The sequence below is a fragment of the Actinoplanes sp. NPDC049548 genome, from assembly GCF_040676695.1.
In the GTDB taxonomy this organism is placed as follows: domain Bacteria; phylum Actinomycetota; class Actinomycetes; order Mycobacteriales; family Micromonosporaceae; genus Actinoplanes.
Genome location: NZ_JBFAPM010000021.1, coordinates 34,833 through 59,719 on the forward strand (window position 1 = coordinate 34,833; position 24,887 = coordinate 59,719).

Genomic DNA, 24,887 nt, shown 5'->3' on the forward strand with positions numbered 1-24,887 from the left:
CGGCTAGGACGGCGCCGTGCCGCAGAGGCGGCGGAGCATCGACTCCAGGGCCACCTTGTCGTCGTCATCGACCGGCACGGTCGTGACGAGCGGCTCGGCGCCGTCCAGCGCGACCCGCACCGGGAACTCGAACGGCTTCTTGACGTCGGCGAAGGCGTGCGCGTCGCAACGCTGCGGGTCGGCCAGGAAGGGAACTTCGGCGTGCGGCGTCACGGTGACGTCGGCGAGCGGTACGCCCTTCGCCATCGTGAACCGGTACAGGACGTTGCCCTCGAGCTCGGTCACCTGGATCGAGCCGGACGCCGCAGCGGTGCGGTCCACGACGAGGCTGCCGTGGATCCCGTCGCGGCCGAGCTGCCCCCAGGGGCCGAACCGCAGACTGACGCTCTGCCGGACGCGTTCCGTGGCGCAGTCGATGGCGAGCAGCTTGGCCAGCAGCGGGTTGGGGTAGGGCAGCGCCACGGTGATGCGCTGTGAGCGTGCGGAGCCCTCCGGGTGGGCGACGACGACCACCCGGGACGGCGCCGTGTCCTGCCGGCAGCCGCCGGTGCCGAACGGTACGGGGATGTCGACGCGAAGCCCACCGGCGGGCAGCAGCGTGTTGGTGTCGACGCCGGCCTCGCCCTCGAACGCGGGCAGGTCAGGTTCGACGCGGGACACCCAGACCGGCACCGGGCCGTCGTTGTGCAACGCGATGGCGAGCTCGCGCTTCACCTCGTTGTTGCGCCATTGCTCGGCGGTGGCGTGCAGGCGTACCGGTGGATCCTCGGGGCTCTCCGCGCCGCCACAGGCCTGGATCGTCCCGGCGAGCCCGGCGACGGCCAGGATCAGCGCCCATCTCCACCGTCGCATGCCAGGTCCTTACATCGATGTTCTTGACTGCCCTGGGTGCGTCACCCAGACTCGTGCCATGCGTAAGCCTATGGCCGCAGCGATGCTACTGGCTGTTCTGGCAGGTCCGCTCGCCTCGCCGGGCGCGGCGGACGCCGGGCGGCGGTACGAGTGCGACACCCCGTCGGTCTCCCGCCTCCAGCAATGGCTGGCGAGCGGCGAGGGCGCCACCGTCCCGGCGACCGGCAGCCTGCTCGTGCCCGTCGGCCGCCACCAGTACGCCGCCGAGGTGACATTCCTCGGCGCCGAATGGCACGTGGCCGTCGTCTGGCTCGCGAACGAGTTCGAGGCGCAGGTCGACCTCTCCCGGTCGCGCGGCTTCTGGCTCACCTACAGCGCGACCGAGGACCTGTACGTGCAGCTGCGCCCGGCGTCGCACTGGAGCGGCGGGGCGCAGTGGCTCACGCCGGTGCCCTCGACGCACGGCCGCATGGTCACCCGGTTCTTCAGCCTCCGGCCGGGCGCGTGGACGTCGCTGCCGGAGCTGGGCGCTCCGGCGCACCCCTTCGACGTCGCCGTCCAGGAGGCCCGCGGCCTGGTCTTCGTCGGCAAGACGGCGAACGAGCTCGACTTCCGCGGGCTGCGCATCCACGGCTACGTCCCGCCCTGCCTGTGACGAAGTGCGACGATGGGCTGATGCGGGACACCAGTGGGCCGAGGCGGGGTGTCGCCCTGCACGGGCTCGCCGCGGCCGTCTTCACCTTGTTGGCGCTCTCCGGCGTGGGGGAGCTGACCGGGCAGGCGCGCGGGCTGGCCGTGCCGTCGGTGATCACGGGTGCGGCCGGAGCGCTCGGTGCTCTCGCGCTGACCTGGCTCCTCCTGCGACAGCAGGCCGGCGTACGCGCGCAGCGGGCGGTCCGGTTGTCGATGGCTGTGGCCGCCGTCGCCGCGATGGGTGCCGGCGTGGTGTTCGCCCCGGACGGCCTGGACCGGGGCTTCGTCATCAGCGTCAGTGCGGTCCTGGCGGGGGCGCTGGCGTTGTTCGCCCTCCTCTGCGGGTCCCCTCAGCCCGCCGACAGGTTGAGCTCGAAGCTGTAGCGGCTCGCCCGGTAGACGTGCGAGCCGTACTCCAGTGCGCGGCCGCTGACGTCCCAGGCCGTACGCGTCATCGTCAGCAGCGACGCGCCCCGTTTCTCCTGGAGGATCCGGGCCTCGCCGGCCGCCGCGGAGCGGGCGCCGATGATCTGGGTCGCTATGCGGGGCTGGTAGCCCGCCCGGCGCAGCAGCTCGTAGAGGCCGTGGGCGGCGAGGTCGGCGGCCTCGAGGCGGATCAGGTCGAGCGGGATGGCGTTGTGCATGAGCGCGAGCGGCTCGCCGCCCGCGTACCGCAGGCGCTCGATCCAGGTGACCTCGGTGCCGGGCGGTAGCTCCAGCGCCTCGGCGACCTCCGCGGGGGCCGGGATGACCTTGAGGGCGAGAACCTCGGTCCGGGGCTTGCGGTCGGAGCTCACCAGGTCGTCGTAGAGGCTGGACAGCTCGACCGGGCGCCGGACCTTGGGGTGCACCACCTGGGTGCCCACACCGCGCTTGCGGACGAGCATGCCGCGCTCGACCAGATACTGGATCGCGCGGCGGGTCGTGGGGCGGGAGACGCCGAGGCGCTCGGCGAGGTCGACCTCGTTCTCGATGCGGGCGCCGACGCCGATCTCGCCGGCCTCGATGAGCTCCTGCAGGCGGCTCGCGACCTGGAAGTACAGGGGCACGGGGCTGGTCCGGTCCACCTCGACGGGGCGGACCGGGCTGCGTGGGGCGGAGAGATCGTTCGGCACGGGACCCCCGGAGTTTTTCAGTTTGTCAGGACAAAGTATTGACGTGGAAGCACTCACGTTATTACATCGAAACCAGTCGTGCTAGCCCGAGCGGCACGAAGATCCCCCGGCCAAGCACCCCGCCGCCACCCAGTTCAACGCGCCGTATCCCGCACGGCATCGCCGGCGCCACCATGCGCCCGCACGTCCGGCCGCACGCTCCGACTGCTCTTCGCAAGGGGGACGCATGCCCGCAGACGAGGTACTGACGATGGGACGTATCGGCGTCGACCTGTACCCACAACAGATCGGCGTCTCGCTGCGCGAGGTCCGTACGTTCGAGAAGTTCCTCGGTGGCAGCCCGACCAACGTCGCCGTCGCCGCGGCCCGATATGGACGCCGCAGCGCCGTCATCACGCGGACCGGGGAGGACCCGTTCGGGGAGTGGATCCACGACGCGCTGCGCGGGTTCGGAGTGGACGATCGCTACGTCAGCGTGGTCCCGGGCCCGCCCACACCCGTCACCTTCTGTGAGATCTTCCCGCCCGACGACTTCCCGCTCTACTTCTACCGCTACCCCAAGGCGCCGGACCTCGAGATCGCCGAGTCCGAGCTGGACCTCGACGCGGTGCGTACCGCGGAGATCTTCTGGGTGACCGGCACGGGCCTGTGCCAGGAGCCGTCGCGGACGGCGACGCTGACCGCGCTGCGCGAGCGCGGCAGGGCCGGCATCACGGTGCTCGACCTCGACTACCGGGCGATGTTCTGGGAGTCGCGCGAGGAGGCGCGGCGCTGGATCCAGGAAGCCCTTCCGTACGCGACAGTGGCGGTCGGCAACCTCGACGAGTGCTTCACCGCCGTGGGGGTGCGTGAACCGCGCAAGGCCGCCGCGGCGTTGCACGACATGGGTGTCGAGCTGGCCGTGGTCAAGCAGGGGCCGGAAGGGGTGCTGGCCTCGCGCGCGGGCGAGGAGGTGCAGGCCCCGCCGATACCCGTCGACGTGGTCAACGGGCTGGGCGCCGGGGACGCGTTCGGCGGCGCGCTCTGCCACGGGCTGCTCGCGGGCTGGGAGCTGGCCGAGATCATGCGCTTCTGCAACGCCGCGGGCGCGATCGTCGCGTCCCGGCTGGCCTGCGCCGACGCCATGCCGACCGAGGACGAGGTCCGCGAGCTGCTCGCCCTCCGGAGCCGGCCGTGACCGATCTGCACGACATCGTCGCGGCCCGCGTCGACCGCCCGTACGCGATCGCCTCGGCCGCCAAGCGCCGCCGCAAGCCGCCGTCCTGGCGCGGGGAGCACGGCCGCCTGATGGTCATCGCCGCCGACCACCCCGCCCGTGGCGCGCTGCGCGCCGGCGACGACCCGCTGGCCATGGGCAACCGTGCCGACCTGCTGCGGCGCATCTGCACCGCACTGGAACGCCCCGGCGTCAACGGCGTGCTCGGCACCCCGGACATCCTCGAGGACCTGCTGCTGCTCGGCGCGCTCGACGACAAGGTGGTCATCGGGTCGATGAACCGCGGTGGGCTCGCCGGGACCAGCTTCGAGATCGACGACCGGTTCACCGCGTACGACGCCGCGAGCATCGGGGCGGCCGGCTTCGACGGTGGCAAGATGCTGCTGCGCATCGACCCCGCCGACGCCGGCACGGTGAGCACCTTGGAGGGCTGCGCCCGGGCCGTGGGGGAGCTGGCCGGGCGCAAGCTGATGGCGATGGTCGAGCCGTTCATCTCGCACCGCGTCGACGGGCGGGTCCGCAACGAGCTCAGCGCCGAGGCGATGATCCGGGCGATGACGGTGGCCGCCGGGCTCGGCACCACGTCGGCGTACACGTGGCTCAAGGTCCCGGTCGTCGACGAGATGGAGCGGGTGATGGCGGCGACCACGCTGCCCGCCCTCATCCTCGGCGGCGAGGTGGCGTCCGACGCGGATGCCGCGTACCAGCAGTGGGGCAAGGCCCTCGCCCTGCCGACCGTGCAGGGCCTGGTGATCGGGCGCAGCCTGCTCTACCCGCCCGGCGGGGACGTGGCGGGCGCGGTCGACCGGGCGGTGAGCCTGCTGTGAACCGTCTGCTGCGCCGCGGCCAGACCGCGGTCACACCGTTCGAGCTCGTCGTCACGCCGCAGAACGCGGGCTGGGGCTACAGCGGCCTGCGCGTGCTCGACATGAGCATCGGCCAGCGGGTCAGCTTCGCCACCGGCGACCACGAGATGATCGTCCTGCCGCTCTCCGGCGGCTGCGACGTCACCTGCGACGACGAGCGGATCACGCTGACCGGGCGGCGGTCGGTGTTCTCCCGGGTCACCGACTTCGCGTACGTGCCGGCCGGGTCCTCCGTCACCATCCGCGCGGGTAACGGGGGCCGGTTCGCCCTGCCGTCCGCGCGGACGACCCGGCGGCTGCCGTTCCGCTACGGCCCGGCCGAGTCCGTGCCGGTGGAGCTGCGCGGCGCCGGGCAGGCCAGCCGCCAGGTGAACAACTTCTGCACCCCGGAGTCGTTCGAGGCGGACCGGATCATCGCCGTCGAGGTGCTGACCCCGGGCGGCAACTGGTCGTCGTACCCGCCGCACAAGCACGACGAGGCGGGCGCGGAGGAGACCGCCCTCGAGGAGATCTACTACTTCGAGGTCGCCGGTTCGCCGACGGGTGCGCCGGGGGCCGGCTATCAGCGGGTGTACGGCCACCCGGGGCACGACATCGACGTGTGTGCCGAGGTGCGCAGCGGCGACGTCGTGCTGATCCCGTACGGCTGGCACGGCCCTTCCATGGCCGCCCCCGGCTACGACCTCTACTACCTCAACGTCATGGCCGGGGCGGGGGAGCGCAAGTGGCTCTTCTCCGACGACCCGGCGCACGCCTGGGTCCGCGGCTCGTGGAGCCACCAGCAGATGGATCCCCGGCTCCCGCTGACCTCCACCACGGAGAGGAGACGACCGTGAGGCTCACCGTCGCCCAGGCCGTCGTGCGGTTCCTGGCCAGCCAGTGGACCGAGCGCGACGGCGTCGAGCAGCGCGCGATCGCGGGCACGTTCGGCATCTTCGGGCACGGCAACGTCGCCGGGGTCGGGCAGGCGCTGCTGCAGGCCCAGCGTACGGGTGAGGCCGACATGCCGTACCACCTCGCCCGCAACGAGCAGGCCATGGTGCACGCCGCGGCCGGCTACGCGAAGATGAAGAACCGCCTCTCCGCGATGGCCTGCACCGCCTCCATCGGCCCCGGCTCGACCAACATGCTCACCGGCGCCGCGCTGGCCACGGTGAACCGCCTCCCGGTCCTGCTGCTGCCCAGCGACGTCTTCGCCACCCGGGCGGCCGCGCCGGTGCTGCAGGAGCTGGAGGACCCGCGGTCCTACGACGTATCGGTCAACGACGCGTTCCGTCCGCTGTCGCGCTTCTTCGACCGGGTGTGGCGGCCCGAGCAGCTGCCGGGTGCCCTGCTGGCCGCCATGCGGGTGCTGTTCGACCCGGCCGAGACCGGCGCGGTCACCCTGTGCCTGCCGCAGGACGTGCAGGCCGAGGCCCACGACTTCCCGGACGCCCTGTTCGCCAGGCGCGTCTGGCACGTCGCCCGCCCGGTGCCGGAGCCCGCCGCTCTGGCCCGGGCGGCCGAGGTGATCCGCAGCGCCGAGCGTCCATTGATCATCGCGGGCGGCGGCGTGGTGTACGCGGAGGCCTCGGCCGAGCTGGACGCGCTCGCGCGGGCCACCGGCATCCCGGTCGCCGACACCCACGCCGGGAAGGGGGCGCTGAGCTGGGACCACCCGAACTCCGTCGGCGGCGTCGGGTCGACCGGCACCCCGGTCGCCAACCGGCTCGCCCGCGAGGCCGACGTGGTGATCGGCGTGGGCACCCGCTACAGCGACTTCACCACCGCCTCCCGGACGGCGTTCGCCAACCCGGACGTGCGGTTCGTGAACCTCAACGTCGCCGCCTTCGACGCCCACAAGGAGTCCGCCACCGCCGTCGTGGCCGACGCCCGGGAAGGGCTGGGCGCCCTGGCCGCGGTGCTGCGGGGCAAGCGCTTCGAGCTCGGGTACGCCGAGGACGTGGCGGCGTGGCAGGCGCGGGTGGACGAGGCGTACCACCTCGGGCACGGGCCGCTGCCCGCCCAGAGCGAGGTCATCGGCGCGGTCAACGACGCCTGCGGTGAGCGCGACGTGGTCGTGCAGGCCGCCGGGAGCATGCCCGGGGACCTGCAGCTGCTCTGGCGGGCCCGCGACCCGAAGCAGTACCACGTCGAGTACGGCTACTCGTGCATGGGCTTCGAGATCGCCGGCGCCCTCGGCATCAAGATGGCCGACCCGAGCCGCGAGGTGTACGCGCTGGTCGGCGACGGCTCGTACCTGATGATGGCGCAGGAGATCGTCACCGCCGTCGCCGACGGCATCAAGCTGGTCATCGTCCTCGTGCAGAACCACGGCTTCGCCTCGATCGGCGCGCTGTCGGAGTCGCTCGGCTCGCAGCGCTTCGGGACGAGCTACCGCTACCGGGGCGCGGACGACGACTACGACGGCGGCCATCTGCCCGTCGACCTCGCGGCCAACGCCGAGAGCCTGGGCGCGGCGGTCATCCGCTGCCGCACGGTGGCCGACCTGACCGAAGCACTCAAGCAGGCCCGCGACGCCGACCGGCTCACCGTGGTGCACATCGAGACCGACCCGCTCTCGCCGGTCCCGTCGTCCGAGTCGTGGTGGGACGTGCCCGTCTCCGAGGTGTCCACCCTCGACAGCACCCGCGCCGCCCGCGCCGACTACGAGGCCGCCAAGCGCGGCCAGCGCCTGTACCTCTAGAAGGGACCACCGAGTTGTCAACCATCGAACACTGGATCGGCGGCCGCCTCACGACGGGCACCGCCACCCGCCGTGGCGCGGTGTTCAACCCCGCGACCGGCCGGCAGCAGCACGAGGTGGTGCTGGCCGAGCCCGCCGACGTCGATGCGGCGGTGGCGGCGGCGACCAGCGCGTTCGCCTCCTGGAGCCAGGCGTCGCTCAGCGCCCGTACCAAAATCATGTTCAACTTCCGGGAGCTGGTGAACGCGCACGTCAAGGAGCTCGCCGAGATCGTCTCGGACGAGCACGGCAAGGTGCTCAGCGACGCGGCCGGCGAGGTGCAGCGCGGCCTCGAGGTCGTCGAGTTCGCGTGCGGCATCCCGCAGCTGCTCAAAGGCGAGTACTCGGACCAGGCCTCCACCGGCGTGGACGTGTTCAGCTTCCGCGAGCCGCTCGGCGTCTGCGCCGGCATCACCCCGTTCAACTTCCCGGTGATGGTGCCGATGTGGATGTACCCGGTGGCCATCGCCTGCGGCAACACCTTCGTGCTCAAGCCCAGCGAGCGGGACCCGTCCGCATCGAACTTCATCGCCGACCTGTGGCGCCGGGCCGGGCTGCCCGAAGGCGTCTTCAACGTCGTGCACGGTGACAAGGTGGCCGTCGACGCGCTGCTCGAGCACCCGGACGTCGCCGCGGTGTCCTTTGTGGGCTCCACGCCGATCGCCCGCTACATCCACCAGAAGGCGTCGGCGACCGGCAAGCGGGTGCAGGCCCTCGGTGGCGCCAAGAACCACGCCATCATCCTGCCCGACGCCGACCTCGAGTACGCCGCCAACCACCTCGCCGCGGCCGCGTTCGGCTCGGCCGGCGAGCGCTGCATGGCCATCTCGGCCGCGGTGGCGGTCGGCGGTGCCGGCGACGCGCTGCGCGACATCATGGCCCGCAAGGCCGGCGAGGTCGTGGTCGGCCCGGGTCGGGACCCGAAGAGCGACATGGGCCCGGTCGTCACGGCGGCGGCCAAGGAACGCATCGAGACTCTGATCGGTACGGGCGAACAGCAGGGCGCGGACCTGCTCGTCGACGGCCGCGGGCTGAAGGTCCCGGGCTACGAGGACGGCTTCTTCGTCGGCCCGACCGTCATCGACCGCGTCGAGACCGGCATGGACGTCTACACCGAGGAGATCTTCGGCCCGGTGCTGTCCGTGGTGCGCTCGGACAGCATCGACGCCGCGATCGACCTGATCAACGCCAACCCCTACGGCAACGGTACGGCCATCTTCACGGCGAGCGGCGAGGCGGCCCGGCGGTTCCAGCGCGGGGTGAACGTCGGGATGATCGGCATCAACGTGCCCATCCCCGTACCGATGGCCTACTACTCCTTCGGCGGCTGGAAGGACTCGCTCTTCGGCGACAAGCACATCCACGGCCCCGAGGGCGTCTCGTTCTACACCCGCGGCAAGGTCGTCACCTCCCGGTGGCCGCACGTCGAGGCCGCGCACGGCGCCTCCATGCACTTCCCCACGGCGAGCTGAGGAGACCCGATGGCATCCGCGATCCGGCAGCTGCGGCTCGGCAGCTGCCCCGACTCCTGGGGCGTCTGGTTCGCCGACGACCCGAAGCAGACCCCGTGGGACCGGTTCCTCGACGAGCTCTCCGGGGCCGGGTACCGGTGGCTCGAGCTGGGGCCGTACGGATATCTGCCGACCGACCCGGCGCAGCTGCGTGACGAGCTCGCCAAGCGGGACCTGACCTGTGCCGGCGGCACCGTGGCCGGCGTCGGCGGCCCGCACAAGGACTTCGAGGCCGTGGTGGCGGAGACGCGCAAGGTCGCCGGGCTGACCCGGGCGCTCGGCGCGGAGAACCTCATCTTCGTGCCGGTGCCCGGCTACCGCGACGACGTCACCGGCGCCTACCACGAGCCCGCCGAGCTGAGCCCGGAGCGCTGGCAGGAGCTGGTCGCCAACAGCAACACCCTCGGCCGGATCCTCGCCGAGGAGTACGGGCTCAGGATGCGGTTCCACCCGCACGCCGACTACCACGTCGAGACGCAGGCGCAGACCGAGCGCTTCCTGGCCGACACCGACCCGCGGTACGTCTCGCTCTGCCTCGACACCGGCCACCTCGCCTACCGCGGTGCCGACGTCCCGGCGATCATCCGCAAGTTCCCGGACCGGATCGGCTACGTGCACATCAAGCAGATGGACCCTGCCGTCGCCGCCCGGGCCGTGGCCGACGACCTGCCGTTCGGCCAGGCCGTCGCGCAGGGGGCCAGCGTCGAGCCGCCGGCCGGGGAACCGGACGTCCCATCGGTCGTCGAGGCGCTCCAGGAGCTGGACGCCGACCTCTTCGTCGTCGTCGAGCAGGACATGTACCCGGTCGACTTCGACGTACCGCTGCCCATCGCCACGCGGACGCGGACCTACCTGAATTCCGTTCTCACGATCCCGCAAGGAGAAGCCTCATGACGACGACTCGATCCCGCGGCGCACGGCTCGTCGCACTCGCCGCGGCAGTGGCCCTGAGCGCCACCGCGTGCAGCGGCGGCGGCCGGGAGCAGACCGACGACACCACGAGCGGCGGTGGCAACGCGGCGGGCAGCTCCGGCTACACGATCGCGTTCATCACGCACGAGACGCCGGGCGACACCTTCTGGGACAAGATCAAGGCGGGGGCCCAGCAGGCCGCCAAGGACGAGGGGGTCACCCTCAAGTACTCCAACGACCCGGACGCCTCGAAGCAGGCCGTGCTGATCCAGAACGCGGTCGACTCGAAGGTCAGCGGCATCGCCACCACCCTCGTCACGCCCAACGCCCTGGCCGGTGCGGTGAAGTCCGCCACCGACGCGAAGATCCCGGTGGTCGGCTTCAACTCCGGCATCGACCAGTACAAGCAGCTGGGCGCGCTGATGTACTTCGGCTCGGACGAGAACCTCGCCGGGCAGACGGCCGGGCAGCGCATCGCCCAGGCCGGCGGGAAGCACCCGCTCTGCGTGATCCAGCAGGCCGGTTCCGTCGCGCTCGAGGCGCGCTGCGCCGGCGTGAAGAGCGCCGTGCCCGGCACCGAGAACATCCAGGTCAACGGCGCCGACGACGCCGCGGTCACCTCCACCCTGCAGGCCAAGCTGTCGCAGGACAAGTCGATCGACTACATCGTGACGCTCGGCGCGCCGCAGGCCATCGACTCGATCAAGGCGATCGACGCCTCGGGCAGCAAGGCGAAGCTGGCCACCTTCGACCTCAACCAGGAGGCGGCCCAGGACATCCAGGACGGCAAGATCGAGTTCTCCATCGACCAGCAGCCGTACGTCCAGGGCTACATGGCCGTCACGTCGCTCTACCTCTACCTGAAGAACGGCAACGACATCGGTGGCGGCAAGGCCGTGCTCACCGGCCCGTCCTTCGTGGACAAGAACAACATCGCCACGATCCTGCCCTATACCAAGAACAACACACGGTGAGGAGCAGTCATGAGCCACAGCGTGCAGGCCGCGCCCGCCCGCAAGGCGCCGTCTGAACCCTCCAACCGGGTCACCCTCGGCCTGTCCAACCGTCTCCTGGCGCGTCCCGAGGTGGGCGCCCTGGTCGCGGCGATCATCATCTTCATCTTCTTCCTCGCCGTGGCACCGGCCTTCCGGTCCGCCGAGTCGTTCTTCACCGTGCTCTACCAGTCGTCCACCATCGGCATCGTCGCCGTCGGCGTCGGCATGCTGATGATCGGCGGCGAGTTCGACCTGTCCGCGGGCGTCATCACCACGACCGCCGGCCTGGTCAACTCCATGTTCTGCTGGTACTTCGGAATCAACCTGTGGATCGGCGCGATCCTGTCGCTCGCGTTCTGCCTCGGCATCGGCTTCGTCAACGGCTACCTGGTGATGAAGACCGGCATCCCGAGCTTCCTCATCACCCTGGGCACCTTCTTCGTTCTGCAGGGCGCCAACCTCGGCGTGACCAAGCTCGTCACCGGTTCGGTCTCCAGCTCGGACATCAGCCAGATCGACGGCTTCGACTCGCTCGGCAAGATCTTCGCCTCCAGCTTCAAGATCGGTTCGGTGACCGTGTGGATCACCGTGGTGTGGTGGATCCTCTTCGTGGCCCTGGCCGCCTGGATCCTGCAGCGGACCCGGACCGGGAACTGGATCTTCGCCGTCGGCGGCGCCCCCGACAGCGCGCGCGCCGTCGGTGTGCCGGTGGTCAAGACGAAGATCGGCCTGTTCATGACCGTGTCGTTCCTCGGCTGGTTCGTCGGCATGCACACCCTCTACCGCTTCAACACGCTGCAGGCCGGCAACGGCGTCGGCAACGAGTTCCTCTACATCATCGCCGCGGTCGTCGGCGGCACCCTGCTCACCGGCGGCTTCGGCAACGCGATCGGCGTCGCCATCGGCGCCTTCATCTTCGGCATGACGAGCCTCGGCATCGTCTACGCCGGCTGGGACCCCAACTGGTTCCGGGCCTTCCTCGGCGTCATGCTCCTGCTCGCCGTGCTGGTCAACCTCTACATCAAGCGGATGTCGACCGCCCGGAAGGTGGGCTGAACCATGACCGACACCCTCGCGACCCACGCCGACAGCCGGCTGCAGAAGGGCGAGCCGCTCATCGAGATGGCCGGCGTCGGCAAGTCCTACGGCGCCATCCGCGCCCTGCGCGACATCGGCCTGCGCGTCAACGCCGGCGAGGTCACCTGCGTGCTCGGCGACAACGGCGCCGGCAAGTCCACCCTGATCAAGATCATGTCCGGGCTGCACCCGCACAACGAGGGCACGCTCAAGGTCGACGGCAAGGAGCTGACCTTCTCGTCCCCCCGCGAGGCCCTGGACCACGGCATCGCGACCGTGTACCAGGACCTGGCGGTGGTGCCGCTCATGGAGGTCTGGCGCAACTTCTTCCTCGGCTCCGAGCTCACCGCGAGCCGGGTCCCGCTGTCCGGCCTGAAGATCAAGGACATGAAGCGGATCGCCGACGAGGAACTGCGCAAGATGGGCATCGTCGTCAAGAACATCAACCAGCCCATCGGCACCCTCTCCGGCGGCCAGCGGCAGTGCGTCGCCATCGCCCGCGCCGTCTACTTCGGCGCCCGCGTCCTCATCCTCGACGAGCCGACCGCCGCGCTGGGCGTCAAGCAGTCCGGCGTGGTCCTCAAGTACGTCGCCGCCGCCCGCGACGCCGGGCTGGGCGTCGTCTTCATCACCCACAACCCGCACCACGCGTACCTGGTCGGCGACCACTTCGTCATCCTCAAGCTCGGCGGCACCGTGCTCGACAAGACCCGCAAGGAGGTCTCGCTCGACGAGCTGACCGCGCAGATGGCCGGCGGCGACGAGCTGGCCGAGCTCTCCCACGAACTGGGGCGATGATGCTGAAGGTAGGAGTCGTCGGCACAGGCATGATCGGGCAGGACCACATCCGGAGGATGACCACGGTGCTGGCCGGCGTGGAGGTCACCGCCGTCACGGACGTGGACGTGGACACCGCCAAGAGGGTGGCCGAGGGGCTGCCCGGCGCTGTGGTGCACGGCAGCGGCGAGGACCTCATCGCCGACCCGGGCGTCGAAGCGGTCGTCGTCTGCTCGTGGGGACCCACCCACGAGCAGTACGTCCTCGCCTCGATCGCCGCCGGCAAGCAGGTCTTCTGCGAGAAGCCGCTGGCCACCACCGAGGAGGCCTGCCGGCGCATCGTCGAGGCCGAAGCCGCCGCCGGCAGGCGGCTGGTCCAGGTCGGCTACATGCGACGGTACGACGAGGCGTACCGCGCGCTGAAGGCGGTGGTCGACAGCGGCCGGATCGGGACGCCGCTGATGATGCACTGCGCCCACCGCAACGCGTCGGTGCCCCCGCACTACGCGGCGGACATGGCGATCACCGACACCGCCGTCCACGAGATCGACATGGTGCGCTGGATGTTCGGCGAGGAGATCGCGGCGGCCCGGGTGCTCGTACCCCGCAAGAGCCGCAACGGCGGCGACCTGCAGGACCCGCTGCTGTTGATCCTGGAGACGGCGGGCGGCGCGATCGTCGACGTGGAGCTCTCGGTGAACATCCGCTACGGCTACGACATCCGCGGCGAGGTGGTGGGCGAGGACGGCACCGCGGCCCTCGGCGAGCTGAGCCCGGTCGCCGTCCGAGCCGCCCAGCAGCTCACCACGCCGGTACCCGCGGACTGGCGGGAACGGTTCATCCGGGCCTACGACATCGAGATCCAGGAGTGGATCGACTCCATCGCCGGCGGCGGCAGCCCGGTCGGACCCAGCGCCTGGGACGGCTACGCGGCCGCGGTGGTGTCCGACGCGGGCGTGGCGGCCCTGCGCGACGGCACCCGGGTCGAGGTGGCGCTCATGGACCGCCCCGCCCTCTACGAGGTGACCCGATGAAGATCGCGCTGGACCCGTACATGCTCCGCAAGGTCCCGCTGCTGGAGCTGCCCCGCCGCGTCGCCGAGCTGGGCTACCACCACATCGAGCTGTCACCCCGGGACGACTTCCTGCCGTTCTTCCTCCACCCACGGGTCGACGACGCGACCGTGGCGGCGTTCAAGCGCTCGCTGGCCGAGGCGGAGGTCGAGGTCGCGTCGGTGCTGCCGCTCTACAAGTGGTCCGGCCCCGACGAGGACGAACGCCAGGCGGCCGTCCGCTACTGGAAACGCGCCATCCAGGTCACGGTCGACCTCGGCGTCACCGTGATGAACTCCGAGTTCAACGGCCGGCCCGAGGCGGCGCCCGCCAGCGAGGCCCAGTTCTGGCGCTCCCTCGAGGAGCTCCTGCCCATCTTCGAACGGGAAGGGGTGCGGCTCGTCCTCGAACCCCACCCGGACGACTTCGTCGAGGACGGCATCGAGGGCGTCAACCTGGTCCGCGGCATCAACTCGGACCTGGTGTCGTTCCTCTACTGCGCCCCGCACACCTTCCACCAGGGCGGCGACCTGGCGGCCGTGATGCGCCACGCGGGGCCGCTGCTGACCCAGGTGCACATCGCGGACTCCTTCGACCACCGCGGGTCGTCGGGCCTGCGCTACATCGTCAACCCACCGGGGTCGGCGGCGCGGGTGCACCAGCACCTCGACATCGGGCAGGGGGAGGTCGACTGGGACCTGTTCTTCCGTACGTTGCACGAGGTCTCGTTCGACGGGATCGCCACGGTGTGCGTCTTCGCGTGGGAGGAGCGGGCGGAGGACAGCTGCCGTCACAACCTGACGCAGGTCCAGCAGTACGTGGAGAAGTACTTCCGCTGAGGAGTGCTTCCGCTGAGGAGCCGGGAGCCCGGGCGTCAACGATGCCGCCCGGCTCTCTCCCGCGCCCGGCGCCGGACTCCTCCGGCCGACCGTGGCTCCACCGATCATCTGATTGATGACCATGAGTGTGATGACAGGCTGGGAGTGAAGCCTAACCTCGCAGGTCATCGGGAGTTCCCATGAACGTCCGTACTCACTCCCGCCGGTCGTGGGTCGCCGGCACAGGCACGGCCCTGCTCCTCGCCGCTCTGCTCAGCGTCACCTCGGCCCCGGCCGCCTATGCCGACGGCGTCGTCGTACCGGGCAACAACAGCTGCGCCGACCTCGTCAGCGGCGCTCGCGAGTTCAAGATCGAAGATCCCGCCTCCGGCAATTACACCGACGGCACGCTGACCGTCGCGTTGACCGTGCACCCCCTCGCTGCCGACGTACCGGACCACCCCGGCAACCAGACGGGTAACGAGGTGTTCGACTTCGCCGCCACCGGCGCCGTCGTGGTCGCCGTAGCGGTCAAGGGCGGACCCAACACCAACTTCTACGACTACCGCCCCGCAGGCACGGCCGCCGACGACCTCCTGCACGCGCCCCTCAACCCCGCCAACAACAAGTTCCCGGACCTCAGCCACATCTCCTTCTGCTACGTCCCCAAGGCCAAGCCGAAGATCAGCACCACGGTGTCCAACCCTGAGATCACCATCGGCGGGTCCGTCACCGACACGGCGCAGCTCACCGCCGGCAACACCCCGACCGGCACCATCACCTTCCGGGTGTACGGCCCCGACGACGCCACCTGCTCGGGCACCCCGGCGGCCGGCTACTCCGTCGCCGTCAACGGCAACGGGGCGTACCCGTCGCCGGCGTTCACGCCCGGCGCGGTGGGCACGTACCGCTGGATCGCGACGTACAGCGGGGACTGGCGCAACGAAGCGGTGTCCGGCGCCTGCAACGACCCCGGTGAACAGGCCGTGGTCAAGAAGGCGAAACCCCGGCTCACCACCGTTCCGGACGTGCTCCCCAACGACACCGCCACCATCGCGGGCCTCGTCGGCCCGGCCGGCGGCACCGTCACGTTCGCGCTGTACGGCAACGCGACCTGCACCGGATCGCCGATCTATGTGCAGCCGGCCCAGCCCGTGAACGCCAACGGCTCGTACCACACGACCAACACCACGGTTCGCGTCAGCAGCGACACGACCATCGGATGGATCGTGCAGTACAGCGGCGACGCCAGGAACGAGGCGGCGGCGAGTGCCTGCTCCGACGAGCAGGTGAAACTGGACTTCACCCCGATCGCCACGCCCTGAAAGAGTTCACCGCCCGGCGGGGTGGGCAACTTCAGGCTGCCGCTCCCGCCGGACGGTTCCCACGGTCAGCCGAGCAACTCCGGCCGGTGCCACTGCTCGCCCCGCACATGGTGTGCCAGGAAAGCGAGCACCGTCGCGTACCAGATTCTGGCGTTTCCGGGTTTGAGGATCCAATGATTCTCGTCGGGGAAGTACAGGAACTTGTGACGGCTCGACCCGTCCTCCTCCTTCGACCGTGACAGCAGGTCCCACCAGAGCCGCAGCGCCTCACCGATCGGCACCCGATAGTCCTTGTCGCCGTGGATCACGAGCATCGGCGTGCTGACGGCATCGGCGGCCCGATGCGGCGAATACGACTCGAGCCGCTCCCGCGTCATCTCCCGCGCCCAGAAGAAGGGCGCGTCGGTGGTGGCCATCATCTGGTCCAGCGCCCACAACGACGCATGCGTGACGATCGCAGCGAACCGATCGGTGCGCCCGGCGATCCAGTTGGCCATGTACCCGCCGAACGAACCACCCATCGCAGCGGTCCGCTCGCCGTCGACATCGGAACGTGTGATGGCGGCGTCCGTGATCGCCATCAGGTCGGTGTAGGGGGCGTCACCCCACGCTCCCCAGCCGCGGCGGAGGAAGTCGTGACCGTAGCCGGTGGAGAGGGCGGGGTCGGGGAGCAGCACCGCGTACCCGTGGGCGACGGCGATCCAGGGGTTCCAGCGCCAGGACCAGGCGTTCCAGGAGGCCACCGGGCCTCCGTGGATCCACAGCAGCAGGGGCGCGGGTGCGTCGGCGTCGGCGCTGTGCGGCAACGCGAGCCAGGCGCGAAGGGCGGTGCCGTCGGCGGCGGTCGCGGTCACTTCCTCGAGCCTGCCTGGTACGCGGATCGCCTCGGCTGGACCGCGCAGGGGCTCGAGAGTGCCCTCGGCGTTCTCGTCGGCACTCTTGTTGGCGTTCCCGTCGGCGAGAAGCGGTGTCGCGGTGGCGTGGCCGATGGGGTGGAGGCGCACCCGGACCGGCGCCGGGGGACTGTCGACGGTGCTGCGTAGCGCGTAAGCCCACTGCCCGTCCGGCGAGACCCGCACGTCGGTGTAGGCGCCGTCGTCCGCGGTCAGCCTGGTGACATCGCCGGTGCCCGCGTCCACCCGCCACAGCGGCGCCCGGCCGTTGTCGTCGGCCGTCACGATCAGCGCGGCACCGTCCGGGGTCCATCTGGCCCGGTAAGGCAGCCGATCCCACTCGGCGGTCAACGCCTGCACGGGCCCACCGGCGAGCGGCACCAAGGCCAGCCAGGCATCACCCGGGTCCTCCGGCGTCGAGCGCCGGCGGACGACGACCGCCACCCGGCTGCCGTCCGGGGAGATCTCCGGTGACCCGTAGTCGTGCTCGACGTCGTCGGCAAGCACGCGCCGCTCGCCGGAAGCCACATCGATCGCCACGATCGTGTCGCGCTGCGACCCGGCGCGTTCCGCCACGGTCCAGGTGGCCACGACCGTCCGTCCGTCGGCGGCGATGTCCCAGGCGCCGTCATGACTCAGCGCCCGTCCGGCATGCCCGGTCAGGTCCCGCAGCTCCAGCTCGCCGTCCCCGAGGGCGACGGCGTCGGTGAGCTCGGCGGCCAGCAGCCGGGGCCGGTCCGGCCCGAGGTCGTGGTCCCAGAACCGAACCGGATACTCCTCGTGGAGGATCGCCGAGACCCCGGCCTCCTTCCGCTGCTTACGGACATCCCCGTCGGACTCCGCGTCGCCGGCCGACGGCATCATCGCGGAACCGGCCACCACCGTGCCGGACGCGCTGACGAGCACGCCGTGCACGCCCCCCGCCGGCTTCGCAATGACCCGGGCGTCGCCGCCTCCGGCCGGTAGCAGCCACAGCGCAGGCCGCGCGTCGGCGTCGTCCGAGGCGCCCGGCCCTTGCCGGGACGACGTGAACAGCACATCGCCGGAGGGCGTGAAAGCAGCTGCCGCCTCGCCCTTGTCACTGCGGGTGAGGCGCCGAGCCGGCCGCTTCCCGTCCGGGTCGACCTCCCACAAGGCGGTGCTGTATCGGCTGTTCTCCCGGTCCGGCGTGGACACCCCGACGACGAGCCGGCGGCCGTCCGGCGATAACCACAGTCCGCCCAGCCGGGGCAGACGGACGTAGCCGTCGAGGTCGAGGAAGGGGTCGGTGGGTCGCTCGTCCGAGCCGGCATCGACGATCACCAAGCCTTTCTATCACCGCCGCGTGCCCCGATGTGCCCCGCGAGCTCACACGGTGGATCTTGCCGACGACACCTCGCCGTACGAGCCGGCCGGATGGGGAAGACTTGCGGGCATGGCTGACCTTGGCGACCCGAAGGCCGCACTGCACCACTACCTGCAGGCAACCCGGGATGACCTCATCTGGAAGCTCGACGGTCTGAGCGAACGCGAGGCGCGACTGCCCCGTACGCCGACCGGCAACAATCTGCTGGGAGCACTCAAGCACTGCCTCAACATCGAAGCCGGCTACTTCGGAACCACCTTCGGACGTGAGTTCCCGTCGTCCGAGGAACTGGTGCCGCAGGAGGCGTACGAGGAGGACCCGCAGGCCGACTGGTACGCGCGAGAGGACGAGACCAAGGACGGGCTGATCGACCTGTACCGCCGCGTCGCGACCTTCGCAGACCAGACGATCGAACAGCTGCCCCTCGACGCGCCGGGACGAGTGCCATGGTGGCGACCCGGCGCGCAGGACGTGACACTGCAGAGGATCATCATCCACGTGACGTGCGACGTGGCCCGTCACGCCGGCCACGCCGACATCATGCGCGAACAGCACGACAACGCGATCGGGTTGCGACGGGAGAACACCAACGTCCCCGACGATGTCGACTGGCCGGCGTACGTCGCCAAGCTGACCAAGCTCGCCGACCGGTTCGAATGACCTCCTGGTTCCGTGGTCGGCGGGTAGCTGGCGTCGCCCGTGGCCGGGTGTTCCGCCCTGGCCACGAGGCCGTGGTGGCTGGCCGCGCCCGGTGACGGCGGTAAGCGGTTTGTCGCGTGGTCGCGGTGGTTTCGGTAGCGCGGTGACTCGCGCTGGCTGGCCCGCCCGAGGACCCGCGCTGACCGGGGACGGCTGGTTCGCCCGCTGACCCGCGCTGACCCGCTGGCCGGCCCGCCCGAGGACCCGCGGTGACCCGGGCTGGTTGGCCGAGTGACCGCGTTGGGCAGCCTCATCGCGCGTCCCCGATGGGCCGGGCCCGCCCGCGAACCGGAGCGGTGTGCGGGGTCCGGCTCAGTTGTCACCTCCCAGGCCGGCCGTGCGCGCCGCGGTGAGGAGGTTCTCGGCCGCCAGGCGCAAGCCTTCGATCTGGTCGAATGCCTGGTCCTCGTGCTCGATGTTCACCGCGATCTCCGGGTCGACAGCGTGCAGGGCCCGTAGGAACGGCACCCAGAACTCCTCCACGCCGTGTCCGCGGCCGACCGCCACGAACTCCCAGGACGGGTTGGCCGGCCATTGGTTGAGGGTGTTGCGGCCGCCGAGGTTGACGGGGTTGCGGTCTGCGGGCGTACGGGTGAAGCGGTCGTCGAGGACCCCGTAGACCCGCGCGTTGGCGGGGTTGATGCGGGTGTCCTTGGCGGCCGCGTGGAAGACGAGGTCGCCGAGGTGTTCCACGCAGGCGACCGGGTCCATGCCTTGCCAGAAGAGGTGGCTGGGGTCCATCTCGGCGCCGACGTGGGTGGCGTTGGTCTGTTCGACGAGGCGTTGGAGGGTCGGGGGGTTGAAGACGAGGTTGTGCGGATGCATCTCGATGCAGATCTTGACGTCGGCGGCGGCCGCGCGGGCGTTGATGTCGCGCCAGAACGGGATGGCGACGTCGTTCCACTGGTAGTCGAGGATGTCGAGGTACTGACTGTCCCAGGGGTTGACCACCCAGTTGGCCGTCGTGTCTCCGGGGCTGCCGTGGGGCAGTCCGGACATCGTCACGACTCGCTTCACGCCGAGGGCGGCGGCCACGTCGATGGCGCGGTGGAGGTCGTTGGCGTGCCTTGGGCCCACCTGCGGATCCGGGTTGAGGGGGTTGCCGTTGACGTTGAGGCCGGTCAGGGCGATGCCGGCCTGAGCGAACCGGCCGAGGTAGTCCTCACGGGCGCCGGCGCTGGCGAGCAGGTCGTCGATGGGCAGGTGCGGCGCGGGGACGAACCCGCCGGCGTTGATCTCCGCGCTGGTGAGGCCCAGTTCGCCGAGGATCTTGAGGGTTTCGTCGAGGGGACGGTCGTGCAGGCAGGCGGTGTATGCGCCGAGCTTCATGAGTGGGCCTCCCGGGGCGATCCGGAGCGGGACGGGGCCGGTGAACGGCCGGTCACAGGTGGACGGGCTTGTCGGTGGCGGCGACCACGGCGTCGAGCACGCGCAGGTTGTGCAGGCCGTGGGCCATGTCGGGGCACGGTGGCAGCTTGTTCTCGCCGATGATCTGGCCCAGGAACGCGCGGGCCTGGTAGACGAAGAAGTCGTTCTGCCCGTGCCCGACGGTCGGGAAGTCCATGGGCAGGCCGCGGGCGACGTACGGGTGCCAGGGGCCGATGAACACCTGCCGGGCCCCGTTGACGGCCTCGCCGGGCGTGCCGTCGACGATGCTGAACTCGGCGGGGCGCGTCATGTCGAACGAGGCGGTGCCGTTCTCGCAGAACAGGTCGAGCCGCAGCGTGTTGGCGTGCCCATAGGCCACCCGGGACAGCGAGAACGTGCCGAGGGTTCCACCGTCGTAGGCGGCTGTGAACGTACAGATGTCCTCGTTGCCGACCGGGACCCGCTCGTCGCTGAGCTGGACCCCGCCGGCGTGCCCCACCGCGACGCCGAGGGGTTTGGGCCGCGAGGTGATGAGGGTGGTCATAGACGTGCCCTGCACGCCCGTGGTGGGGCCGCAGAAGAACTCGGCGAGGTCCACCAGGTGACTGCCGATGTCGGCGAGCACACCGGACCCGGGGCCGCCCTGGTAGCGCCAGCTCATCGGGCGTTGCGGGTCGAAACCATAGTCGGTCCAGTAGTTGCCGACGATGTGGCGCACGCGTCCGAGTCGTCCGCTGGCCACCTCGTCGCGGATGGCGTTGATGGCGGGGGAGCGGCGGAAGGTGAAGCCGACGGCGTTGACGCGGTCGGTGGCTGCGGCCGCGTCCACCATGGCCTGCGCGTCGCTGATGCTCGGTGCGAGCGGTTTCTCGCAGAGCACATGCTTGCCGGCGGCGAGGGCCGCCTCGGTGATCTCACGGTGGAGCTCGTTGGCGACGGCGACACTGACCGCCTGGACGTCGGGCGCGTCGACCACGGCTCGCCAGTCGGTCTCGGCGCGTTCATAGCCGTATCGGCGGGCGGCGTCGACGGCGAAGGGCTGATGGACGTCGGCGATGGCGACCAGGCGCACGGGTGGCAGGCCGGTGTCGAAGACGGTGGCGGCGTTGCGGTAGGCGTTGGCGTGGGCGCGGCCGACCATGCCGGCGCCGATCACGGCCACGCCGATGGACGGATCAGTCATGCGAGGACCTCCGGGGAGGGAGCCCGGGCGCCTTTTAAAGCGCTTTAATTGCCAGTACTATCCAAGTCGATCTCGATGTCTGTCAAGGGGTGGTGCCAGTGGATCAACGACCGCGGCTGGACGACGTCGCCGCGCGTGTCGGCGTCTCCACGGCGTCGGTGTCCCTGGTGCTGCGCGGGGCGCCGGGACCGAGTGCGGAAACCCGTCGCCGGGTGCTCGAAGCGGCCGCTGAGCTGGGCTATCGCGCCGACCGCACCGCGAGCATGCTGGCCCGGCGGCGGCGCCACCTGCTCGGTGTGATGCTCGACATCCGCAATCCGTTCCACGCCGAGCTGGTCGAGGAGATCCAGGCCGAGGCCGACCGGGTGGGCTATGAGGTGGTGCTGTCCACGTTGACCCGCCATCGCGACGAGGAGCGGGCGGTGGAGACGCTGCTGGACTTCCGGTGCGAGGCGGTTCTGCTCCTGGGGCCCGACTTCACCGACAAGCGGCTCGGCGCGCTGGCCGGTCAGGTGCCGGTGGTCACCATCGGCCGCCGGGTGGCGGACCGCGACGTCGACGTGGTGCGCTCGGCGGATCATCTCGGCGTCGCGGAGTCACTCGCGCATCTGATTGGTCTCGGACATCGGCGCATCGCCTTCGTCGACGGCGGGCGCGGTGCGGTGGCTGCCGCACGCCGTCGCGGCTATCGCGACGCCATGCGCCGGGCCGGGCTGCAGGACGAGATCAGGATCATCCCGGGCGACCACACGGAGGAGGGCGGCATCCGCGCCGGGCGGCTCCTGGCCGTCGCCGACGACCGCCCGACGGCGGTCGTGGCCAGCAACGACCGCCTCGCCGTCGGTCTCATGGATGCTTTCCTCCGCGCCGGCTTGGAGGTTCCCCATCAGGTGTCGATCGTCGGGTACGACGACAGCACCCTGGCCCGCCTCGCGCACATCGACCTGACGACGATCAACCAGGACGCCCCGGCGCAGGCGAAGTTCGCGGTGAGCGCCGCGGTCCAGCGGCTCGACGAGGGCAGGCGGGAACGGGTGGAAACGGTCCTCAACCCGCACCTGGTGATCCGGGGCAGCACCGCGCCGCCGCCCTGACGTCAGTCCTTCGGGCGCTCGTCCACTATCCGCCGCATCTTGCCCATGGAACGTTCCACCCCGTCCGGCTCGAGCACCTCGACGCCCACGCTGACACCGATCGTGTTCTTCACCAGCGTGGCGAGCTCGCGTCCCGCCGCTTCGGCCGCCTCCTGCCGTGCCTCGTGACGCCGCTCCACCCTCACCGTCAGGGCGTCGAGGCGGCCGGTGCGGCTCAACACGCATTGGAAGTGCGGCGCGAGCTCGGGCGTACGCAAGATGAGCTCTTCGATCTGGGTGGGGAACAGGTTGACGCCGCGCAGGATGATCATGTCGTCGGTGCGGCCGGTGATCTTCTCGATCCGGCGCATCGGTCGGGCCGTGCCGGGCAGCAGCCGGGTCAGGTCCCGGGTGCGGTAGCGGACGACGGGCATCGCCTCCTTGGTCAGCGACGTGAACACCAGCTCTCCGACCTCGCCGTCCGGCAGGACCTCGCCGGTCGTCGGATCGATGATCTCCGGGTAGAAGTGGTCCTCCCAGACGTGCAGGCCGTCCTTCGTCTCCACGCACTCGGTGGCCACGCCCGGACCCATCACCTCGGACAGGCCGTAGATGTCGAGCGCGTGGATGTCCAGTTTCTCTTCGATCTCCGTGCGCAGATCCTGGGTCCACGGCTCGGCACCGAAGATGCCGACCGCGAGCGATGTGCCGCGCGGGTCGATGCCCTGGCGGTGCATCTCGTCCACGATGGCGAGCATGTAGCTGGGCGTGACCATGATGATGTCCGGCTTGAAGTCGTTGATCAGCATGACCTGCCGCTCGGTCATGCCGCCCGACACGGGGATCACCGTGCAGCCCAGCTCCTCCGCACCGTAGTGGGCGCCGAGGCCGCCGGTGAACAGCCCATATCCGTACGCGACGTGCACGCGGTCGCCCGGCCGGCCGCCGGACGCCCGGATGGAGCGGGCCATCAGCCTCGCCCAGGTCCGGATGTCGTCGCGGGTGTAGCCGACTACCGTCGGCCGGCCGGTCGTGCCGGACGACGCGTGCAGCCGGGCGATGCGCTCGCGCGGCACAGCGAACATGTCGTAGGGGTAGTTGGCCCGCAGGACGGCCTTGTCGGTGAACGGGAACTTCGCCAGGTCGGCCAGCTCCCGCAGGTCGTCGGGGTGCACTCCGCGCTCGTCGAACATCTTCCGGTACTGCGGGACGTTCTCATACGCGTGCCGCACCGACCACTGCAGTCGCTGCAGTTGCAGGGCGCGGAGCTCGTCGATGGAGGCGCGTTCGACGGGTTCGAGGTCGTCGGGACTGGGGGAGCGGTCCTGCATCGCTGTTCTCCTAACGGGACCTCACTGCCTCGTGCGCAGGCCGTCGAAGGCCAGCGCGGTGACGGTGACGGCCAGCTCGTGGGCGCCGCCGCGCTCCGGGCTGTACCACTCGATGAGTGAGTTGACCATGCCGAACACCAGGCGCGCGGCGGTCGGCGGATCCACGTCGGCGCGGATCGCCCCCTCGGACTGCGCCTGCCGGACCAGGGCGGTCACCTGCTGGTCGAAGTGCCGGCGGCGGAACAGGGCCTCGGTCTCCACCGTGGTGTTGCCGCGCACGCGCAGCAGCAGCGTCACGTAGGGCAGGCGCTCGGCCAGCACCATGACGCTCGACTCGATCAGCGTCCGTAGGCGCTCCACGGCGCTGGCCTCGGTCATGTCCTGAACCTGCGCCATGGCCTCGTCGAGGCCGTCGAGGGCGTGGTTGACCGCGAGCCGCAGCAGCTCCTGCTTGCTGCGGACGTGGTGGTAGATGCTCGACTTCGTGATCTTGAGGCGCTTGGCCAGGTCGTCCATGCTGGTGGCGTCGTAGCCGCGCTCGTTGAACAGCTGCACGGCGGCCGTCAGCACCGCGTCCAGGTCGTGGCCCGGCCGGCCGCGGCGGGCCCGGACGGCCTGCTCGATCAGCAGGCCGAAGGACTCCTCCCTGCTCATGCGGGCCGCCCGGGGCTGATCATGCGGCTGCGCCCGCGGAACTCGGCGATCACGTCGCCGTCCCGGGTCACCGTGACGTCATAGATCCCGCTGCGGCCGCTGGTGGCCCGCTCCTGTGCCCGCGCCTCCAGCCGGTCACCCTCGGCGGTCGGCCGCAGGAAGGTGACGTCGGCGCCGGCCGCCACGGTGACCGGTCCATGGCTGTTGCACGCACACGCGAAGGCTGTGTCGGCCAGCGCGAAGATGAAACCCCCGTGGGTCATCCCGTGTCCGTTGATCATCGAGGCCGTGATGATCATCCGTACGACGGCAGCCCCGTCACCTGCGGAAACCAGCTCCATCCCGAGCTCCCGGGAGGCCGAGTCCCGAGCAAACATCTCATGCGCCGCCGTCTGTGCCATCACACT

Annotated in this window: 24 protein-coding genes; 16 read left to right on the forward strand and 8 right to left on the reverse strand. The window is 70.7% G+C overall.

The window, feature by feature from the left end:
- Window positions 1-3: 3 nt before the first annotated feature.
- Window positions 4-852 (reverse strand): hypothetical protein, encoded by an 849-nt coding sequence (locus AB0J80_RS31350; RefSeq protein ID WP_364712142.1) that lies wholly within the window; start codon window positions 850-852, stop codon window positions 4-6.
- A 58-nt stretch (window positions 853-910) separates the two neighbouring features.
- Between AB0J80_RS31350 and AB0J80_RS31355 the strand changes: the two genes are divergently transcribed.
- A complete protein-coding gene (locus AB0J80_RS31355; protein ID WP_364712145.1) occupies window positions 911-1,507 on the forward strand; it encodes a hypothetical protein in 597 nt (198 codons plus the stop codon).
- Between the two features lie 20 nt (window positions 1,508-1,527).
- Complete coding sequence (locus tag AB0J80_RS31360; RefSeq protein ID WP_364712146.1) at window positions 1,528-1,929, forward strand: hypothetical protein; 402 nt, start codon at window positions 1,528-1,530, stop codon at window positions 1,927-1,929.
- Here the strand turns inward: AB0J80_RS31360 and AB0J80_RS31365 are convergent.
- Window positions 1,896-2,660: a GntR family transcriptional regulator gene (locus tag AB0J80_RS31365; protein WP_364712149.1), complete on the reverse strand. Its 765-nt coding sequence runs from the start codon at window positions 2,658-2,660 to the stop codon at window positions 1,896-1,898. The genes AB0J80_RS31360 and AB0J80_RS31365 overlap by 34 nt on opposite strands.
- A 226-nt stretch (window positions 2,661-2,886) precedes the next feature.
- Between AB0J80_RS31365 and iolC the strand changes: the two genes are divergently transcribed.
- From iolC to AB0J80_RS31425, 12 genes are all read left to right on the forward strand, one after another.
- Window positions 2,887-3,837, forward strand: a complete 951-nt coding sequence (gene iolC / locus AB0J80_RS31370) for a 5-dehydro-2-deoxygluconokinase (RefSeq protein WP_364712151.1) — start codon at window positions 2,887-2,889, stop codon at window positions 3,835-3,837.
- Entirely contained in the window at window positions 3,834-4,703 is an 870-nt protein-coding gene (locus AB0J80_RS31375; RefSeq protein ID WP_364712153.1) for an aldolase, read from the forward strand. Before iolC ends, AB0J80_RS31375 begins: the two co-directional genes overlap by 4 nt.
- Entirely contained in the window at window positions 4,700-5,578 is an 879-nt protein-coding gene (iolB, locus tag AB0J80_RS31380; protein ID WP_364712156.1) for a 5-deoxy-glucuronate isomerase, read from the forward strand. The genes AB0J80_RS31375 and iolB overlap by 4 nt, the downstream gene beginning before the upstream one ends.
- Entirely contained in the window at window positions 5,575-7,428 is a 1,854-nt protein-coding gene (gene iolD, locus AB0J80_RS31385; RefSeq protein WP_364712159.1) for a 3D-(3,5/4)-trihydroxycyclohexane-1,2-dione acylhydrolase (decyclizing), read from the forward strand. The genes iolB and iolD overlap by 4 nt, the downstream gene beginning before the upstream one ends.
- A 14-nt stretch (window positions 7,429-7,442) precedes the next feature.
- Window positions 7,443-8,939: a CoA-acylating methylmalonate-semialdehyde dehydrogenase gene (locus AB0J80_RS31390; RefSeq protein WP_364712162.1), complete on the forward strand. Its 1,497-nt coding sequence runs from the start codon at window positions 7,443-7,445 to the stop codon at window positions 8,937-8,939.
- Between the two features lie 9 nt (window positions 8,940-8,948).
- Complete coding sequence (locus tag AB0J80_RS31395) at window positions 8,949-9,872, forward strand: TIM barrel protein (RefSeq protein WP_364712163.1); 924 nt, start codon at window positions 8,949-8,951, stop codon at window positions 9,870-9,872.
- Window positions 9,869-10,864 carry a sugar ABC transporter substrate-binding protein gene (locus AB0J80_RS31400; protein WP_364712165.1) on the forward strand — a complete coding sequence of 332 codons (996 nt, stop codon included), beginning with the start codon at window positions 9,869-9,871 and terminating at the stop codon, window positions 10,862-10,864. Before AB0J80_RS31395 ends, AB0J80_RS31400 begins: the two co-directional genes overlap by 4 nt.
- A gap of 9 nt (window positions 10,865-10,873) precedes the next feature.
- Window positions 10,874-11,941, forward strand: a complete 1,068-nt coding sequence (locus AB0J80_RS31405; RefSeq protein ID WP_364712166.1) for an ABC transporter permease — start codon at window positions 10,874-10,876, stop codon at window positions 11,939-11,941.
- Window positions 11,942-11,944: 3 nt separating this feature from the next.
- Complete coding sequence (locus AB0J80_RS31410; protein WP_364712168.1) at window positions 11,945-12,760, forward strand: ATP-binding cassette domain-containing protein; 816 nt, start codon at window positions 11,945-11,947, stop codon at window positions 12,758-12,760.
- Window positions 12,757-13,773: a Gfo/Idh/MocA family oxidoreductase gene (locus AB0J80_RS31415; RefSeq protein ID WP_364712170.1), complete on the forward strand. Its 1,017-nt coding sequence runs from the start codon at window positions 12,757-12,759 to the stop codon at window positions 13,771-13,773. Before AB0J80_RS31410 ends, AB0J80_RS31415 begins: the two co-directional genes overlap by 4 nt.
- Complete coding sequence (locus AB0J80_RS31420; protein ID WP_364712173.1) at window positions 13,770-14,630, forward strand: sugar phosphate isomerase/epimerase; 861 nt, start codon at window positions 13,770-13,772, stop codon at window positions 14,628-14,630. The genes AB0J80_RS31415 and AB0J80_RS31420 overlap by 4 nt, the downstream gene beginning before the upstream one ends.
- A 179-nt stretch (window positions 14,631-14,809) precedes the next feature.
- Window positions 14,810-15,934 (forward strand): hypothetical protein, encoded by a 1,125-nt coding sequence (locus AB0J80_RS31425; protein ID WP_364712176.1) that lies wholly within the window; start codon window positions 14,810-14,812, stop codon window positions 15,932-15,934.
- A gap of 65 nt (window positions 15,935-15,999) precedes the next feature.
- Here the strand turns inward: AB0J80_RS31425 and AB0J80_RS31430 are convergent, their stop codons facing one another.
- Entirely contained in the window at window positions 16,000-18,129 is a 2,130-nt protein-coding gene (locus tag AB0J80_RS31430) for a prolyl oligopeptidase family serine peptidase (protein WP_364712178.1), read from the reverse strand.
- A 112-nt stretch (window positions 18,130-18,241) separates the two neighbouring features.
- Between AB0J80_RS31430 and AB0J80_RS31435 the strand changes: the two genes are divergently transcribed.
- Window positions 18,242-18,832: a DinB family protein gene (locus AB0J80_RS31435; RefSeq protein ID WP_364712181.1), complete on the forward strand. Its 591-nt coding sequence runs from the start codon at window positions 18,242-18,244 to the stop codon at window positions 18,830-18,832.
- Window positions 18,833-19,183: 351 nt separating this feature from the next.
- Here AB0J80_RS31435 and AB0J80_RS31440 read toward each other — a convergent pair whose 3' ends face one another.
- Window positions 19,184-20,200 carry a sugar phosphate isomerase/epimerase gene (locus tag AB0J80_RS31440; protein WP_364712184.1) on the reverse strand — a complete coding sequence of 339 codons (1,017 nt, stop codon included), beginning with the start codon at window positions 20,198-20,200 and terminating at the stop codon, window positions 19,184-19,186.
- Window positions 20,201-20,252: 52 nt separating this feature from the next.
- Window positions 20,253-21,422: a Gfo/Idh/MocA family oxidoreductase gene (locus AB0J80_RS31445; RefSeq protein WP_364712187.1), complete on the reverse strand. Its 1,170-nt coding sequence runs from the start codon at window positions 21,420-21,422 to the stop codon at window positions 20,253-20,255.
- Between the two features lie 98 nt (window positions 21,423-21,520).
- Here AB0J80_RS31445 and AB0J80_RS31450 point away from each other — a divergent pair, with 98 nt between their 5' ends.
- Window positions 21,521-22,516 (forward strand): LacI family DNA-binding transcriptional regulator, encoded by a 996-nt coding sequence (locus AB0J80_RS31450; RefSeq protein WP_364712189.1) that lies wholly within the window; start codon window positions 21,521-21,523, stop codon window positions 22,514-22,516.
- A 2-nt stretch (window positions 22,517-22,518) separates the two neighbouring features.
- Here the strand turns inward: AB0J80_RS31450 and paaK are convergent, their stop codons facing one another.
- The 3 genes from paaK to paaI are packed head-to-tail and all read right to left on the reverse strand — an operon-like array spanning window position 22,519 to window position 24,881.
- Window positions 22,519-23,826, reverse strand: coding sequence for a phenylacetate--CoA ligase PaaK (gene paaK / locus AB0J80_RS31455; protein ID WP_364712192.1), 1,308 nt, complete (start codon window positions 23,824-23,826; stop codon window positions 22,519-22,521).
- 21 nt (window positions 23,827-23,847) lie between these two features.
- Window positions 23,848-24,480, reverse strand: coding sequence for a TetR/AcrR family transcriptional regulator (locus AB0J80_RS31460; RefSeq protein ID WP_364712194.1), 633 nt, complete (start codon window positions 24,478-24,480; stop codon window positions 23,848-23,850).
- The gene (gene paaI, locus AB0J80_RS31465; protein WP_364712341.1) at window positions 24,477-24,881 is read right to left on the reverse strand and encodes a hydroxyphenylacetyl-CoA thioesterase PaaI; all 405 of its coding nucleotides are present in this window, start codon (window positions 24,879-24,881) and stop codon (window positions 24,477-24,479) included. The genes AB0J80_RS31460 and paaI overlap by 4 nt, the downstream gene beginning before the upstream one ends.
- Between the last annotated feature and the right edge of the window lie 6 nt (window positions 24,882-24,887).